General features: G+C 73.5%; 12 protein-coding genes. 5 read left to right on the top strand and 7 right to left on the bottom strand.

Annotated elements, in window-relative coordinates:
* Nucleotides 1–59 precede the first annotated feature (59 nt).
* Entirely contained in the window at nucleotides 60–968 is a 909-nt protein-coding gene (locus HNP84_RS03820; protein ID WP_185047942.1) for a LysR family transcriptional regulator, read from the top strand.
* Between the two features lie 8 nt (nucleotides 969–976).
* Nucleotides 977–1978 (top strand): XdhC family protein, encoded by a 1002-nt coding sequence (locus tag HNP84_RS03815; protein WP_185047941.1) that lies wholly within the window; start codon nucleotides 977–979, stop codon nucleotides 1976–1978.
* On the opposite strand, the gene HNP84_RS03810 is transcribed toward HNP84_RS03815, so the two are convergent.
* On the bottom strand, nucleotides 1968–2855 hold the full coding sequence (locus HNP84_RS03810; RefSeq protein WP_221335846.1) for an SDR family NAD(P)-dependent oxidoreductase: 888 nt from the start codon (nucleotides 2853–2855) through the stop codon (nucleotides 1968–1970). The two genes, HNP84_RS03815 and HNP84_RS03810, sit on opposite strands and share 11 nt — an antisense overlap.
* 63 nt (nucleotides 2856–2918) lie before the next feature.
* Here HNP84_RS03810 and HNP84_RS03805 point away from each other — a divergent pair, with 63 nt between their 5' ends.
* From HNP84_RS03805 to cydB, 3 genes are all read left to right on the top strand, one after another.
* Nucleotides 2919–3524: a TetR family transcriptional regulator gene (locus HNP84_RS03805; protein ID WP_221335845.1), complete on the top strand. Its 606-nt coding sequence runs from the start codon at nucleotides 2919–2921 to the stop codon at nucleotides 3522–3524.
* 1325 nt (nucleotides 3525–4849) lie between these two features.
* Entirely contained in the window at nucleotides 4850–6241 is a 1392-nt protein-coding gene (locus tag HNP84_RS03800; protein WP_185048413.1) for a cytochrome ubiquinol oxidase subunit I, read from the top strand.
* A 16-nt stretch (nucleotides 6242–6257) separates the two neighbouring features.
* Nucleotides 6258–7181 (top strand): cytochrome d ubiquinol oxidase subunit II, encoded by a 924-nt coding sequence (gene cydB, locus HNP84_RS03795; protein WP_185047939.1) that lies wholly within the window; start codon nucleotides 6258–6260, stop codon nucleotides 7179–7181.
* On the opposite strand, the gene cutA is transcribed toward cydB, so the two are convergent.
* The 6 genes from cutA to HNP84_RS03765 all read right to left on the bottom strand — a co-directional run bounded on the left by cutA (nucleotide 7156) and on the right by HNP84_RS03765 (nucleotide 14383).
* Entirely contained in the window at nucleotides 7156–9549 is a 2394-nt protein-coding gene (cutA, locus tag HNP84_RS03790; protein ID WP_185047938.1) for an aerobic carbon-monoxide dehydrogenase large subunit, read from the bottom strand. The genes cydB and cutA overlap by 26 nt on opposite strands.
* Before the next feature lie 34 nt (nucleotides 9550–9583).
* The gene (locus tag HNP84_RS03785) at nucleotides 9584–10072 is read right to left on the bottom strand and encodes a (2Fe-2S)-binding protein (protein WP_185047937.1); all 489 of its coding nucleotides are present in this window, start codon (nucleotides 10070–10072) and stop codon (nucleotides 9584–9586) included.
* Nucleotides 10065–10925: an FAD binding domain-containing protein gene (locus tag HNP84_RS55850; protein WP_185047936.1), complete on the bottom strand. Its 861-nt coding sequence runs from the start codon at nucleotides 10923–10925 to the stop codon at nucleotides 10065–10067. Before HNP84_RS55850 ends, HNP84_RS03785 begins: the two co-directional genes overlap by 8 nt.
* A gap of 28 nt (nucleotides 10926–10953) precedes the next feature.
* A complete protein-coding gene (locus HNP84_RS03775; protein ID WP_185047935.1) occupies nucleotides 10954–12327 on the bottom strand; it encodes a uracil-xanthine permease family protein in 1374 nt (457 codons plus the stop codon).
* Between the two features lie 192 nt (nucleotides 12328–12519).
* The gene (locus HNP84_RS03770) at nucleotides 12520–12738 is read right to left on the bottom strand and encodes an RNA-binding S4 domain-containing protein (protein WP_185047934.1); all 219 of its coding nucleotides are present in this window, start codon (nucleotides 12736–12738) and stop codon (nucleotides 12520–12522) included.
* A 22-nt stretch (nucleotides 12739–12760) separates the two neighbouring features.
* Nucleotides 12761–14383, bottom strand: a complete 1623-nt coding sequence (locus tag HNP84_RS03765) for a PucR family transcriptional regulator (protein WP_185047933.1) — start codon at nucleotides 14381–14383, stop codon at nucleotides 12761–12763.
* Nucleotides 14384–14434 lie beyond the last annotated feature (51 nt).

Raw genomic sequence — 14434 nt, 5'->3', positions numbered from 1 at the left:
ACCCGACAATCGAGAAATAAGGGATTCCTTAATGTGGCTCACGGCTCTATGAAGGGACTGTGACCCTCACGCAGTTGAGCGCGTTCGTGTTCGTCGCGCGGCTCGGCTCGGTCAAGGCGGCGGCCCGCGCCCTGGGCGTGAGCGAACCCGCGGTCTCGCAGGCGCTGGGGGCGCTGCGCCAGCGCTTCGGCGACCCGCTGGTCACCCGCGGCGGCGACGGGATGACGCTCACCGAGGGCGGCCGGCGGCTGCTCGGCATCGCCGCGCAGATGGTCGCGCTCGGCGCGGAGGCGGAGGCCGCGGTGCGGTCCGGCCGCCCGGAGCGGCTGCACCTGGTGGTGGGCAGCGAGCTGGGCGAGTTCGTGGCCGGGCCGCTCGGCCTGGCCTACGCCGCCCGCCGCGCCATCGAGGTCACCAGCGGGGTCGCGACCAGCGGCGAGATGCCGCTGCTGCTGTCGGCCCGCCTCGCCGACGTGGCCCTCGGCCCGCCGCTGTCGGGCTCCGGGCTGGTCTGCGAGCCGGTGCTGCGCTGCCGGATGATCGCCGTCGGCGCGCCGGGCGGGCGCAGGGACACCTGGCTGGTGGACCCCTCGGGCACCGACCCGGGCAGCGACGCGGCGCGGCTGCTGCGCAGACTGCGCATCCCGGAGGACCGCGTACGCGTCTTCGCCAACCAGGCCGTCGCCTGGGACGCCGCCGCCGACGGCGCGGGCGTGGCCCCGGCCGTGGGCCACCTGGTCACCCCCCGGCTGCGCCGCGGCGACCTGACCGTGGTGGAGACCGCGGCCACGCCGATGGACGCCTGCTGGTACGCCAGCACGCTGGTACGCACCCGCCGCTCCGGCGCCGCCGGCTCGCTGCTGGACTTCCTCACCACCCCGCCCGCCACCCAGGTCATGCTGTCACCGGCCGCCGGGGTGCCGCGCGCCCGCTTCCGCCCCACCGTACGCGTGTCCATCTGGGATTGAATGGGGCCATGAGACATCTCGTGGAGACGGTCGGCAAGTGGCGGGCCGGGGGCGTTCGCGCGGTGGTGGCCAGGCCGGTCAGCGAGCACGGGCTCGGCGCGCGCGACGCCGGGCAGGCGATGGCGATCAGCGAGGAGGGCGCGACCGCGGGCGGCCTGTACGGCGGCGTCGCCGACGCGGCGCTGCGCCGCGGCGCCGAGGAGGTCCTGGCCGGGGGGACGCCGCGGCTGCTCGACGTCAGCGTGACCGAGCCCGAGGCGGTCGCCGCCGGGCTGGTGTGCGGCGGCCACGCCACCGTCCTGCTCCAGCCGCTGCCCGCGATCCCGCCCGCGTGGTGGGAGGCCATCGCCGACCCGTCCGGCGCCGCGCTGGTCACCGCGCTCGACGGCGGGCCGGGCACCTCGGCGGTGGTGCGGGCGGACGACGTACAGGGCTCTCTGGGCGATCCCGGGCTGGACGCCGAGGCGGTGCCCGCCGCGCGCCGGGTGCTGAGCCGCAGCCGCGGGGCGCGCGAGATCCGCGAGATCGCCGGGCGCAGGGTGCTCATCGAGAGCGTGGCGGCGGCGCCGCACCTGGTCGTGGTCGGCCGCGGCGACCTGGCCGGGGCGCTGGACGCCCAGGCCCGCCTGCTCGGCTGGGCGGCGAGCGTGGTGGACGACCCGGTGGCGGCCTCGGCGCTGTTCGCCGCCCACGGCCGCTCGGCCTGCCTGGTCGTGCTCAGCCACGACCCCGCGATCGACACACCGGTGCTGGCCGAGGCGCTGGCGGCGGGCATCGGCTACGTGGGCGCGCTCGGCTCCCGGCACACCCAGGCCGGCCGCGCCGAGCGCCTGCGCGAACGCGGCGTTCCGGCCGAGGCGCTGGCGGTCATCCGCGGCCCGGTCGGCCTGGACCTCGGCGCGCGCAGCCCGCAGGAGACCGCCCTGGCCATCTGCGCCGAGATCCTGGCCGTGCTCGGCGACCGCGCCCCCACCCCGATCCGCGACACCCAGGGCCCCATCAACCGCTGACCGGAGCCAGCCGCTCGCACAGTTCCCACACCGCGGCCCGCACCCGAGGGTCGCCGGTGGTGGGCGGCCATGCCGCGTTCTCGCCCTTGATGTCGAAGTACGCCCCGGTCACCCCGTCCAGCGCGGGGTCCGACGCCAGCCTGATCCCGTTGCGCGCGGGCTTCTCCAGGTCGCCGTAGACGTACGGCATGATCAGCCGCAGCACCGGCACGATCGGCCGCAGCAGCACCGGGAAGGCGCTCATGCGGAGCGCCCGGTTCATCGACGTGTACGCGTGCCCGGGATAGGCCACGTTGACCGTCACGTCCCCCTCGCCCGCCGCCACCTCGGCCAGCGTCCGGCTCATGGCCATGAGGGCGAGCTTGGACCGGTTGTACTGCGTGTCGGTGAGCCATCCGATGAAGAACTTCTCGGCCTGGAGGTTGGCCGGATCGAGCCTCCCTCGTGGCACGCCGCCGGTGATGTTCACCACCCGTCCCCGCCCGGAGGCCCGTAGCAGCGGCAGCAGCAGCCGCGTCAGCAGGTAGGGCGCGACGACGTTGCCGGCGAAGGTGGTCTCCACGCCGTCCTCGGTCAGGGTGCGGCCGGGCGGGCTCACGCCGGCGTTGTTGAGCAGCACGTGCAGCGCGCCGATCTCCTCCACCCGCCGGGCCAGCGCGCGCAGGTCCTTCTGCCTGGTGACGTCGGCGGTCAGGGCGCGTACGTCGTCGTTGCCGGTGTCGCGCCGCAACTCCCGCGCCGCCGCCTCCGCCCGCGCCGCGTCGCGCCCCACCAGCAGCAGCCTGGCCCCCAGCCGCGCCAGCCCGCGCGCCGTCTCCTTGCCGATCCCTCCGGTGCCGCCGGTCACCAGCACGGTACGCCCGTTCATCTGAGTCATGCCGTCCAGCCTGTCATCGAGTGACACTAACGTCAACCAATGCCAGTAAGTACACTTTCGGTCGTGACCGACGATGGCGGGGTGCGCGGCCGGGCGAGGCGCGCCGTACGGGCCGAACTGGCCGAGCTGGCCCTGAAACTGTTCGCCGAGCGCGGCTTCGAGGCCACGACCATGGACGACGTCGCCCGCGAGGCGGGCCTGTCCAAGCGCAGCCTGTTCCGCTATTTCGCGACAAAAGAGGACATGGTGCTCGGCGCCGTGGACGCCATGGGCGAGGGCTTCGCCGCCGAACTGGCCGCCCGCCCCGAAGGCGAGGACCCCTGGGACTCCCTGCACGCCGTCACCCTGTCCTGGGAGGCGACGATCAGGCAGTCCACCACCCAGGTGCAGCGCCTGCGCCTGATCGAGTCCACCCCCGCCCTGCGCGCCCGCTTCCACCAACGCCGCGAGGAGTCCCGCCGCCTGATCACCGCCGCCCTCCGCGCCCGCCCCGGCACCGACCTGGACGACTTCACCGCCGCCCTCTACACCGCCGTGGCCGGCGCCGCCCTCGACACCGCCACCGCCGAATGGGTACGCACCAACGGCACCACCGACCCGGCCACCCTCATCACCCGAGCCTTCACCGCCTTCCGCCCCGGACACGGCCACGACAGCCCTCCGGCCTGAGGCGCGGCGACACCCCGCGCGCAGACCGAGACAGCCGGCAGGCAGTGCGCGAGCGGGGTCAGGTGGCGGCACCGCACGCAAGCGGGGCGTCCGAAACGGGACGGCGCGCGCATCGGCGGGACCAGCGGACCAGCCGGCACCGGAGCGGGGTGGGACGCACCGCAGGCACAGGACACGGAACCGGCCGGGCATGCCGCATGGGCGCCCGGGCGGGACCGCCGCACGCACAGGACACGGACCCGGCCGAGGCATCCGGCACGGGCGCCGCCCGCAGCACCGGGAGGCGCTGCCGCCCATGACCGGCGACGCGGCGAGCACCGCGCACCGGCCGGCTCCAGGGCCACCGCAGACGAGTGGGTTGGGGGACGGGGACGGGGGGATCAGCAGACAGCGCGGCATGCGAACAGGCCGGGGCGACGTGGCACGCGGGCGCGGAGCCGGACGACCGCGGTGAGAGCCGGGTGGAGGCGCGGAGCACGCGCCACAAGCACACCCGCGCCGGCACGCTCCACCGGCGCACCACCGTCGCGCGCACGCCCCATGAGCACAGCCGCCGTCAGGAGCACAGGCGAGCCCGGCCGGGCGGCCGGCTTCGGCAGGGCCGCAGCGCGGCGGACGCCCCCCGACGGAGGCCACCCTGGTGGCCAAGACGCAAGCCACACTGCCCGAGCGACGCGGGTCTTCCGCCAAGGCGGATGGAGGTGGATGCCGACACCTGCGAAAACGCGACGCCCGCCCACCGCCTCCTCCCCGAACGGGGACACACTGGGGCGCACCCATGCCGGGGGCGTGGCCGCTCGGCGCGCGCATGCCGGGCCGGTCAGCCCGCCCACCCCCGCCCCGGCCCGCGACCGGCGCGGCGGCGTATGGGGGGATCAGCCTGGAGGGGGACGACCCCCGGGGGCGGGGTGCGGGAGTATCGGGCGGGGTCGGGCGGCCGGGGGCGGAAGTCCCCGGCATGACCGCAGCCCCATCGCAGCACGCGCCATCAGCGCAATCCCCCATCGGCGAGCACGCGCCATCAGCGCAGCCCCCATTGGCGGCACGCGCCATCAGCGCAGCCGGGTAGCCCTGGGCACGGGCTCTGAGTCCAGCCGGGGAGCGACCTCCCCCGGGCGGTGTATGGGGGGATCAGCCTGGAGGGGGACGACCGCCGGGGATGGGGTGCGGGAGTATCGGGCGGGGCCAGGGGGCCGGGGGCGGGGGCGTCGGTGTGACGAAGATCGCAGAGGGTTGGGGGCCCGTCTCTGCGCGTTGCTCTACGGGCTGTAGTACTACTTGGAGTAGAGCGGTCCCGCCGGGGCTCCGAGAACCGTGAGGGGATGATGGACGCACTTGATCTGGCGCGGTGGCAGTTCGGGGTGACCACCGTGTACCACTTTCTGTTCGTGCCGCTGACGATCGGGCTCGGGGTGTTCGTCGCGGGGCTGCAGACCGCGTGGCATCGCACGGGGAAGGAGCACTACCTCACGCTCACCAAGTTCTTCGGGAAGCTGTTCCTGATCAACTTCGCGATGGGCGTGGTGACGGGGATCGTGCAGGAGTTCCAGTTCGGGATGAACTGGAGTGAGTACTCGACGTTCGTGGGGGACGTGTTCGGGGCGCCGCTGGCGCTGGAGGCGCTGCTGGCGTTCTTCATGGAGTCCACGTTCCTGGGGTTGTGGATCTTCGGGTGGGGGCGGCTGCCCAAGCGGGTGCACCTGGCGACGATCTGGGCCGCGGCCATCGGGTCGAACCTGTCGGCGTACTTCATCCTGGCCGCCAACGCCTGGATGAAGCACCCGGTCGGGTACGAGGTCGTGGACGGCCGGGCGCGGATGACCGACCTGTGGGCGGTGCTGACCAACTCGACGGCGCTGGCGCAGGTGCCGCACGTGATCGGGGCCGCGTTCGTGGTCGCGGGCGGGTTCGTGATCGCGGTGTGCGGCTACCGGATCGTCAAGGAGCGGCGGGCGCGGGGCTTCCGCGGCGGCGACGCGGTGATGTGGCGCAGCGGGATGCGGGCGGCGCTGCTGATGACCGCGGTCGCGGGGGTGATCGTCGCGGGCACGGGCGACATGTCGGCCAAGCTGCTGCACGAGCAGCAGCCGATGAAGCTGGCCGCCGCCGAGGGCCTGGAGCGTGACACAGCGGGGGCGCCGTTCTCGGTGGTGCCGGGGATCGAGATCCCGCAACTGCTGAGCTTCCTGGCCACCAACGACCCGAACGCGACCGTGGCCGGGACCGAGGATCTGCAGGCGCGCTTCGAGAAGGAGTTCGGCCCCGGCGACTACCGGCCGAACCTGCCCGTGGTGTTCTGGTCGTTCCGGGTGATGATCGTGTTCGGGCTGTCCACGGTGGCGCTTTCGGTGCTGGGGCTGTGGCTGACCCGCCGCCGGCGGGAGGTCCCCGGCTGGTTCGCCCGCGCCTGCCTGCTCGCGCTGCCCCTGCCCACGCTCGCGATGGTCGCGGGGTGGCTGCTGAGCGAGATCGGGCGGCAGCCGTGGACCGTCGCGGGCGAGCTGCTGACCGCCGCCAGCGTCTCGCCGGGGGTCACGCTCACCGAGGTCGCGGTCTCGCTGACGATCTTCACGGTCCTGTACGGCGCCCTGGCCGTGGGCGAGGGCGTGCTGCTCGTCAAGTACGTGCGCAAGGGACCGGACGTCCCGCAGCCCGCGCCCGCCGACCCCGAGCCCGTGACCGGCGAGAGCCGGCTGCAGCCGACGCTGATGTACTGAGGGGCCTACGACGATCATGGAACTGACCACCTTCTGGTTCGTGCTCATCGCCTTCCTGTGGACCGGCTACTTCCTGCTGGAGGGGTTCGACTTCGGGGTCGGCGTGCTGGCCCCGGTCCTGGCCCGCGACGAGGCGCAGCACCGGCAGATCGTGCACACGATCGGGCCGGTGTGGGACGGCAACGAGGTCTGGCTGATCACGGCGGTGGGCGCGATGTTCGCCGCCTTCCCCGCCTGGTACTCCGGGATGCTCAGCCAGTTCTACCTGCCGCTGGTCCTGGTCCTGTGCGGGCTGATCGTGCGCGGCGTCGGCCTGGAGTGGCGGGGCAAGGTGACCACCCCGGCCGGGCGCGCCTGGTGCGACCTCGGCGTCATGGCGGGCAGCGGCCTGCCCGCGTTCCTGTGGGGCGCGATCTTCGCCGACCTGCTGCTCGACAGCGGGCTCGCGGCGCTGGTCGGCGGGCTGTTCTCGCTGTCGATGTGCCTGCTGCACGGCGCGGTGTTCATCGCGCTGAAGACCGAGGGCCCCGTACGCCGCAGCGCGCGCAGCGCCGCCGTGGCCGCCGCGCTCGCGGCCGTGCCGCTCGGCGTGGTGTCGCTGTCGGCGATCCCGGGCGGCGGGCCGTGGCCGGTGTGGGCGCTCGCCCTGGTGGCGATGGCCGGGCTGGCCGCCTCGGTGGCGCTGATCTGGCGCCGGCGCGAGGGCTGGGCGTTCACGGCCACGGCGACCGTGATCGTGGCGGGCACGGCGGCGCTGTTCACCTCGATCTGGCCCGAGCCGCTGCCGGGGCTGACGGTCGCCGAGGCGGCCTCGGGGCCGTACACGCTGAACGTGCTGACCTGGATCGGGCTGGCCGCGCTGCCGTTCGTGGTGGGCTACCAGGCGTGGACGTACTGGGTGTTCCGCAAGCGGCTCACCCAGGAGGCCGCCGCAGTCTGAGCTCGTGCAGCTCCGACGGCGAGATCGGCATCCGGGTGATCGGGATGCCCTCGGCGTCCTCGATCGCGGAGGCGATCACGGCGGGGACGGGGATCACCCCGGCCTCGCCGGCGCCCTTGATGCCCAGCGGGTTGAGCGGCGACGGGGTCTCCAGGTGGGCGGTCTCGATCCGGGGCACCTCGGTGGCGTACGGCATGAGGAAGTCCATGAACGAGGCGTTCAGGAGCTGGCCGTGCGAGTCGTACACCATGCGCTCGTACAGCGCGCCGCCCACGCCCTGCGCCACTCCCCCGTGGATCTGGCCCTCCACGATCATGGGGTTGATCAGCTTGCCGCAGTCGTGCACGACGGCGTAGCGGAGGATCTTGATCTCGGCGGTGCCGGGGTCGGTCTCCACGATCGCGGCGTGCATGCCGGAGGCGAACGTGGAGCGCACGGGCGAGTAGTAGTCGCGGCCCTCCAGGCCGGGCTCCTGGCCCTCGGCGACCGGCGGGCGGTCCAGCGCGGCCGTGCCGGTGAACTGGGTGGCGCGGCGGGCCTCCTCGTCGAAGGCGTAGCGCAGCGGGTTGGCCAGCACCGCGACCGTGGCCAGCGGGATCGAGGCGGTGGGGGTGCCGGCGACGTGCACGATGCCGTCGTCGATCTCCAGGTCGGCCGGGTCGGCCTCCAGCGCGTCGGCGGCGATGCGCAGCGCCTTCTCGCGCACCTTGCGGCAGGCCAGGGCGATGGCGTTGCCGCTCATCACGGCGGCGCGCGAGGCGAAGGTGCCCACGGCGTAGCCGAACCTGCGGGTGTCGCCGGTGACCACCGAGACCCGCTCGATGGGCACGCCCAGCTCGGTGGCGGCGATCTGGGCGAAGACGGTCTCGTGGCCCTGCCCCTGTGAGGTCAGGCCGGTGGAGACGTGCACCCGGCCGTCGGAGGTGATCTGCACGTGCCCGCCCTCGTACGGGCCGACGCCGGTGCCTTCGACGTAGCAGCCGATGCCGATGCCGATCCGCCGCCCCTCGGCCGCCGCGGCGGCGCGCCGCTCCTCGAAGGAGTCCCAGCCGATCAGCTCCTTGAGCATCCGCAGCGACTCGGGGTAGTTCCCGCTGTCGTAGATCAGCGGGCGGCCGTCCTGGAACATCATCCCCTGGTCGTAGGGGAACTCCTCGGGCTGGATGAAGTTGGCCGCGCGCACCGCCGTACGGTCCAGGCCGAGGTAAGCGGCGATGCGGTCCATGGTGCGCTCCATGCAGAACACGCCCTGCGGGCGGCCCGCGCCCCGGTACGGCGTGACCTGCACCGTGTTGGTGTAGATGGAGGAGAACTCCACCCGGTACGCCCCGATCTTGTACGGCCCGAGAAGCTGGGTCGCGGTCACGATCGGCACGATGATCCCGTACGGCGTGTAGGCGCCGTGGTCGTGCAGGATCGTCACGTCCAGCCCGAGCACCCGGCCCTCGTCGTCGAAGCCCACCTTCACGTGTTGCACCTGGCCGCGCTCGTGGGCGGAGGAGACGAAGTGCTCGCGCCGGTCCTCGGTCCACTTGATCTCCCGGTCGAGCAGCATGGCCGCCCACGGGATCAGCACCTCCTCCGGCCACGGGTGCACGATCTTCACGCCGAAGCCGCCGCCGACGTCGGGCGCGATCACCTCGACGGAGGGCAGCGGCAGGCCGAGCTTGGCGGCCAGGGCCATCCGGACGCTGGTGGAGGTCTGGGTGCTGGAGTAGACGCGCAGCGACCGGTCGTCGGGATCCCACCGGGCGTACACGCCGCGGCCCTCCAGGGGCATGGACGCGCTGCGCTCGATGTCCAGCCGGAAGCTCAGCGAGTGGGGCGCGGCCTCGATCTCCTCCGCGGCCGTCCGGCCGCGCGCCGAGGGCACCTCCTGCACCAGGTGCGCGCCCACGTTGCCGGGCACGTCCTCGTGCACCCGGTGCGCCCCGACCAGGGCCTCCTCGACCCCGACCACCGGCTTGAGCGGCTCGTAGTCCACCCGGATCAGCGCGCAGGCGTCCTCGGCGAGGTAGCGGTCGCGGGCCACCACCATCACCACGGGTTCGCCGACGTGCCGCACGGTGTCGCGGGCCAGCGGGTACGCCGTGCGCCCGTGCGTCAGCGCCGGGTGCGGGATCAGCAGCGGCAGCGGCTCGGCGACCCTCGGGGGCAGGTCCTCCCAGGTGTAGATCGCGACCAGCCCGTCCACGTCGAGCGCGCCGGAGACGTCGATGTCGCGGATGCGGGCGTGCGCGTGCGGCGAGCGCACGAACGCGGCGGCCAGCGCGCCGGAGCCCAGGTCGTCCAGGTAGCGGCCCTGGCCGGTGAGCAGCCGGGGGTCCTCGCGGCGCTGCACCGGCTCGCCGAACAGCTTGGTCGTCACCGGGACTCCTCTCCGCGGGGCGCGTGCCGGGGCGTCACGACTCCTCCGCGATCAGCTCGGCGGCGCGGTGGACCGACTTGACGATGTTCTGGTAGCCGGTGCACCGGCACAGGTTGCCGGACAGGCCCTCGACGACCTCGGCGTCGGTCGGGGCCGGGTTCTCGCGCAGCAGGGCGGTCACCGTGCACAGGAAGCCGGGGGTGCAGAAGCCGCACTGCAGGCCGTGGCACTCGGCGAAGGCCCGCTGCACGGGCGACATCCGGCCGCCGGGCCCGGCCAGCCCCTCGACCGTGGTGATCTCGTGCCCGGACACGGTGACGGCGAAGGTCAGGCAGGAGCGTACGGGCTCGCCGTCGAGCAGGACCGTGCAGCAGCCGCATACGCCGTGCTCGCAGCCCACGTGGGTGCCGGTGAGGCCGAGGTCGTGCCGCAGGCAGTCGGACAGCAGGCGGCGCGCGGGCACGGTGGCGTGCCGCACGACGCCGTTGACCGTCAGCGTGATGTCGTGCGTGCGCTCAGGCATTGGCGCGTCCCTCCAGCGCCGCCTCGCGCAGCGCCTGCTCGGCGAGTACCCCGGCCAGGTGCCGGCGATACCCCGCGGTGGCGTGGATGTCGTCCTCCGGCTCGGCCCGCTCGCGTACGGCCCGCGCCGCCGCGGCCCAGTCGTCGCCCGCGGACTCCTCGGTGACGTCCAGCACCAGCGGCACCGGGCCGACCCCGACGCAGGCGACCCGGGCCTGCGCCACCCGCAGGTCGTCGTCCAGCGCGACCAGGGCGGCGACCCCGGCGAGGGCGTAGTCGCCGTGCCGCCGGGCCACCTCGCGGAACGCGGTGCCCGAGCGGGGCGGCGGAGCGGGGAAGAACGCCGAGACGGCCAGCTCGCCGGGGCGTACGGCCGACTCCATCGGACCGGTGAAGAACTCGGCCGCGGGCACGTCGCGTGGCGCGGCCCCGGCGCGCGCCAGGCGTACGGAGCCGCCGAGGAGGGCCAGCACGGCCGGCAGCTCGGCCGCCGGGTCGGCGTGCACCAGGCTGCCGACCACCGTGCCCCGATTGCGGATCGCCGGGTGGGCGACCAGCCGCAGCGCCTGGCCGAGCAGCGGCTGCGCCTCGGCGGCCTCGGCCGACCGCTCGACCCGGGAGTGCCGGGCCAGCGCGCCGACGGTGACCCCGGCGGGCCCGGCCTCCAGCGTGTCCAGCTCGGCGACGCCGTTGATGTCGATCAGGTGCTCGGGCGCGGCCAGGCGCATGTTCAGCATGGGGATCAGGCTCTGCCCGCCCGCGAGCACCTTGCCGCGCGCCCCGGCCTCGGCGAGGGCGGCGAGCGCCGCCCCGAGGTCGCGGGGCGCGTGGTGGTCGAAGGGCGGTGGCTTCACGAAGCTCCTTCCGTCGGGGCCGGCGGGATCACGTCGCGGCCCCCTTCTCGAAGCCGATCTCGCCGGCGGAGACCTGCTTCGGCGGGGCCCCGCGGTTCGCCAGGGCGCGCAGCACGTGGTAGCCCACCAGCACCACGATGGTGCCGAGCGCGATGCCCTCCAGCGTGAAGTCCTCGGTGATCATGTGCCGCACCGGGCCGATCGCCAGGATGATGCCCGCCCCGATCGGGACCATGTTCACCGGGTCGGAGAAGTCGACCCGGTTCTCGACCCAGATCTTCGCGCCGAGCAGGCCGATCATGCCGTACAGGATGACGGTCACGCCGCCGAGGACGCCGTTGGGCGTGGCCGCGATCAGCGCGCCGAACTTCGGGCACAGGCCGAACAGGATCGCGATGACCGCCGCGATGTAGTACGCGGCGGTGGAGTAGACGCGGGTGGCGGCCATGACGCCGATGTTCTCGGCGTACGTCGTGGTGGGCGAGCCGCCGACCGCGCTGGTGACCATGGTACCGACGCCGTCGCCGATGATCGCCCGGCCGACGTACGGATCGACGTCCACGCCGGTCATCTGGCCCACGGCCTTGACGTGGCCGACGTTCTCGGCGATCAGCGCGATCACCGCGGGCAGCACCAGGACGATCGCGGAGACCTGGAACTCGGGGCCGTGGAAGCTGGGCAGCCCGAACCAGGGGGCGTCGGCGACGGCGTCGAAGCTGACCCGCATGTGCGTGTCCACCTGGCCGGTGCCCGCGTTGAACGCGGTGATCGCGCCGAAGATCCGGTCGGCCGCCCAGGAGAGCGCGAAGCCGACGATCAGGCCGAGCAGGATGCCGATCCGGCCGAGGAAGCCGCGCAGCAGCACGATGAACAGGAACGTCGCGACCATCGTGATCAGGGCGATCCACGGGTCGGACGGCCAGTAGACGTCGGCCACGACGTAGGCCAGGCCGAAGCCGATCAGCATGACCACGGCGCCGGTGACGACCGGCGGGAAGATCCGGTGGATGATCTGGATGCCGAGGAAGTGCACGGCCACACCCGCCAGCGCGAGCACCAGGCCGGCCACCAGGATCGCGCCGGTGACGGTGGCGTCGTCGCCCTGCGCCGCCCGGATCGCGGCCACGGCCCCCACGAAGGAGGCGCTGGTGCCCAGGTAGCTGGGGATCTTGCCCTTCACGATCAGCAGGAACAGGATCGTGGCGACGCCGGACATCATCACCGCGACGTTCGGATCGAGCTCCATCACCAGCGGGAACACGAACGTCGCGCCGAACATCGCGATGACGTGCTGGGCGCCGAAGCCGACCATGCGCGGCCAGGACAGCCGCTCGTCGGGTCTGACCACCTCTCCGGGAGCCAGATGCCGTCCGTCACCGTGTTTGGTCCAACCCGCAACCATGCAAGCCCCTTTTCCGCTCGGGCCGTCGGTCGGTGGCCGCCCCGCAGGCTTCCTCCGCGGCGGATATCTCCCTGTTAGCCGGGCACATTAGGCCAGCCGTAACCGGCCTTCACGGGCATGATCTGCCAAATTCGCGCGGTTGACCAGCGTTCCGCTCGCGCACTTTCGGCGGGCCGGGCGGTGAGCGCTTGATTACGGGGCGGCAACCACGGTGATGCGGAAATCCTCGCCGGTCACGGTATGGCCGGGCCGGATCTTGCGGGCCTTGCGCAGTTCGACCTCGCCGTCCACCTTGACCTCGCCCGCGGCGATGAGGTGCTTGGCGGCGCCGCCGGTGTCGGTGATGGAGCAGACCTTCAGCAGGTCGCACAGGGGGATGTAGTCGGTGTCCAGCTCAAAGGTCTCGTCCACGGTTCCAGCATATGGACCTGGGTCAGATGCCCCGCATGCGCAGTACGTGCAGCGCCAGGGTCAGGTTGAGCCGCAGGTGGGCGTCCTCGGTGAAGTTGCCGAGCAGGCGCTCCAGCTTGCCGATCCGGTAGCGCAGGGTGTTGTAGTGGAAGTGCAGCCGCCGGGCGGTCTCGGCGACGTTCAGGTTCGTCTCCAGCAGCACCTGGAGCGTGCGCCGCAGGTCGGCGTTCTCCGCGTCGTCGTCGGCGGCGAGCGGGCCGAGCGTCTCGCGGACGAAGGCGTGCAGCTCGGCCGTGTCGTTGACCAGCGACAGCAGCCGGTAGACGCCGAGCTGGTCGAAGTGCGCGACCGCGCCCGAGCCGTGGAGCTGGCGGCCCACCCTGGCCGCCTTCAGCGCCTGCCCGTACGCCTCCGGCAGCGCGTCCGCGCCGGGGGCCGTGCGGCTGGTGCCGGTGGAGAACGTCGCGGGCAGCGCCTCGGCGAAGGAGGCCGCGGCGTCCTTGGCCAGCCGGGCGGCGTCGCAGGACGCCCCGACGACCGCGACCACCTCGTGCGAGAACCCGGCGACCGCGCCGCGCGGGTCGTGGCGGCGCATCGCGGCGGTCCAGGACGACACCAGCCGGTCCTGCGCCGTGCGCTCGTCGCACTCGGGGTCCAGCTCGGCCACCATCACGGTGACGGAGCGCTCCAGGTCCCAGCCGAACGCGCGGGCGCGGGCGGCCACCCGCTCCGCCGTGCCCGCCCGGCCGGTGAGCACGTCGCGCAGGAAGTCGGCACGGTACTTGCTCTCCACCGCGTTCACCGCCTCCTGCCGGGTCACCACCAGGGCGGCGACCGTGGCGGCGCGTTCCAGGATGCCCACATCGCTGTCGCGTATGCCGCCGGTGGGGCTGTAGGCGACGATCCGGCCGTGGTGGTGGCCGCCCGCCACCACGGGCACGGTGGCGAAGGCGCGCCCGCCGGGGTGGGCCGAGGGGGTGTGCGCCACGCCGTACGGGTACGGGCCCGGCCCGGCGGCGGCCATCTCGCGCAGCGCGGCGACGTGCTCGGCCGGTCCCGCGGCGGCCAGCACGTGCCCGGCCCCGTCCAGCGCGGCCACGGCGACGTCCAGCAGCCCGGCCACCTCGGCGCTCACCTCGCGCAGCCCGCCGCCCGCCAGCACGACCTGCACCATCGCCCGGTGCGCCTCCTCGGCGCGGGCGAGCACGGCCGCCTGCCGGTTGAGGATGTCGGTGAGCACCTGGTTCAGGATGTCGTCGAAGCCGACGTCGTTGGGGAGCTGGATCAGCGGGAAGCCGAGCCGGTCGGCCTGCTCGACCATGTCGTCGGGCAGCTCGTCGAGATAGCGGCCGAGCTTGATGGCCAGCGCGGCGAGCCCGCGCTCGTCCAGGTCGGCGACCAGCCGGTCCAGCGACTGCGGGGTGTTGCGCAGCGGGTAGCCGGTGGTGAGCAGCAGCTCGTGCGGCTTGACCCAGGCCAGGATGTCCGGCACCTCCATCACGTTGAGGCGCTGCACGATCCTGCCGAGGCCGCTCTCCCCCGCGATCAGTCTCGCTCCGGCGAGGGTCGAGACGCCCAGCACCTCGCCGACTGCGACGCCGTGGATGATCGTGCCGGTGCTGGCCAGGCGCACGGGGGGTTCCATGAGGGGAATTGTGACTGATGTCCTGTCTGGCAGGAAGAGCCAACAGATGAG

The sequence above is a fragment of the Thermocatellispora tengchongensis genome, assembly GCF_014202315.1.
GTDB classification, from domain to species: domain Bacteria; phylum Actinomycetota; class Actinomycetes; order Streptosporangiales; family Streptosporangiaceae; genus Thermocatellispora; species Thermocatellispora tengchongensis.
The sequence above is the reverse complement of the archived record's forward strand: the minus strand, read 5'-3'. Positions and strand labels throughout refer to the sequence as shown.

Excerpts from the sequence above, each read along its gene's own strand:
- HNP84_RS03765 (WP_185047933.1), bottom strand. The coding sequence starts at position 14,383 with ATGGAACCCCCCGTGCGCCTGGCCAGCACCGGCACGATCATCCACGGC.
- cydB (WP_185047939.1), top strand. The coding sequence starts at position 6,258 with ATGGAACTGACCACCTTCTGGTTCGTGCTCATCGCCTTCCTGTGGACC.
- HNP84_RS03775 (WP_185047935.1), bottom strand. The coding sequence starts at position 12,327 with ATGGTTGCGGGTTGGACCAAACACGGTGACGGACGGCATCTGGCTCCC.
- HNP84_RS03800 (WP_185048413.1), top strand. The coding sequence starts at position 4,850 with ATGGACGCACTTGATCTGGCGCGGTGGCAGTTCGGGGTGACCACCGTG.
- HNP84_RS03815 (WP_185047941.1), top strand. The coding sequence starts at position 977 with ATGAGACATCTCGTGGAGACGGTCGGCAAGTGGCGGGCCGGGGGCGTT.
- HNP84_RS03810 (WP_221335846.1), bottom strand. The coding sequence starts at position 2,855 with ATGACTCAGATGAACGGGCGTACCGTGCTGGTGACCGGCGGCACCGGA.
- HNP84_RS03785 (WP_185047937.1), bottom strand. The coding sequence starts at position 10,072 with ATGCCTGAGCGCACGCACGACATCACGCTGACGGTCAACGGCGTCGTG.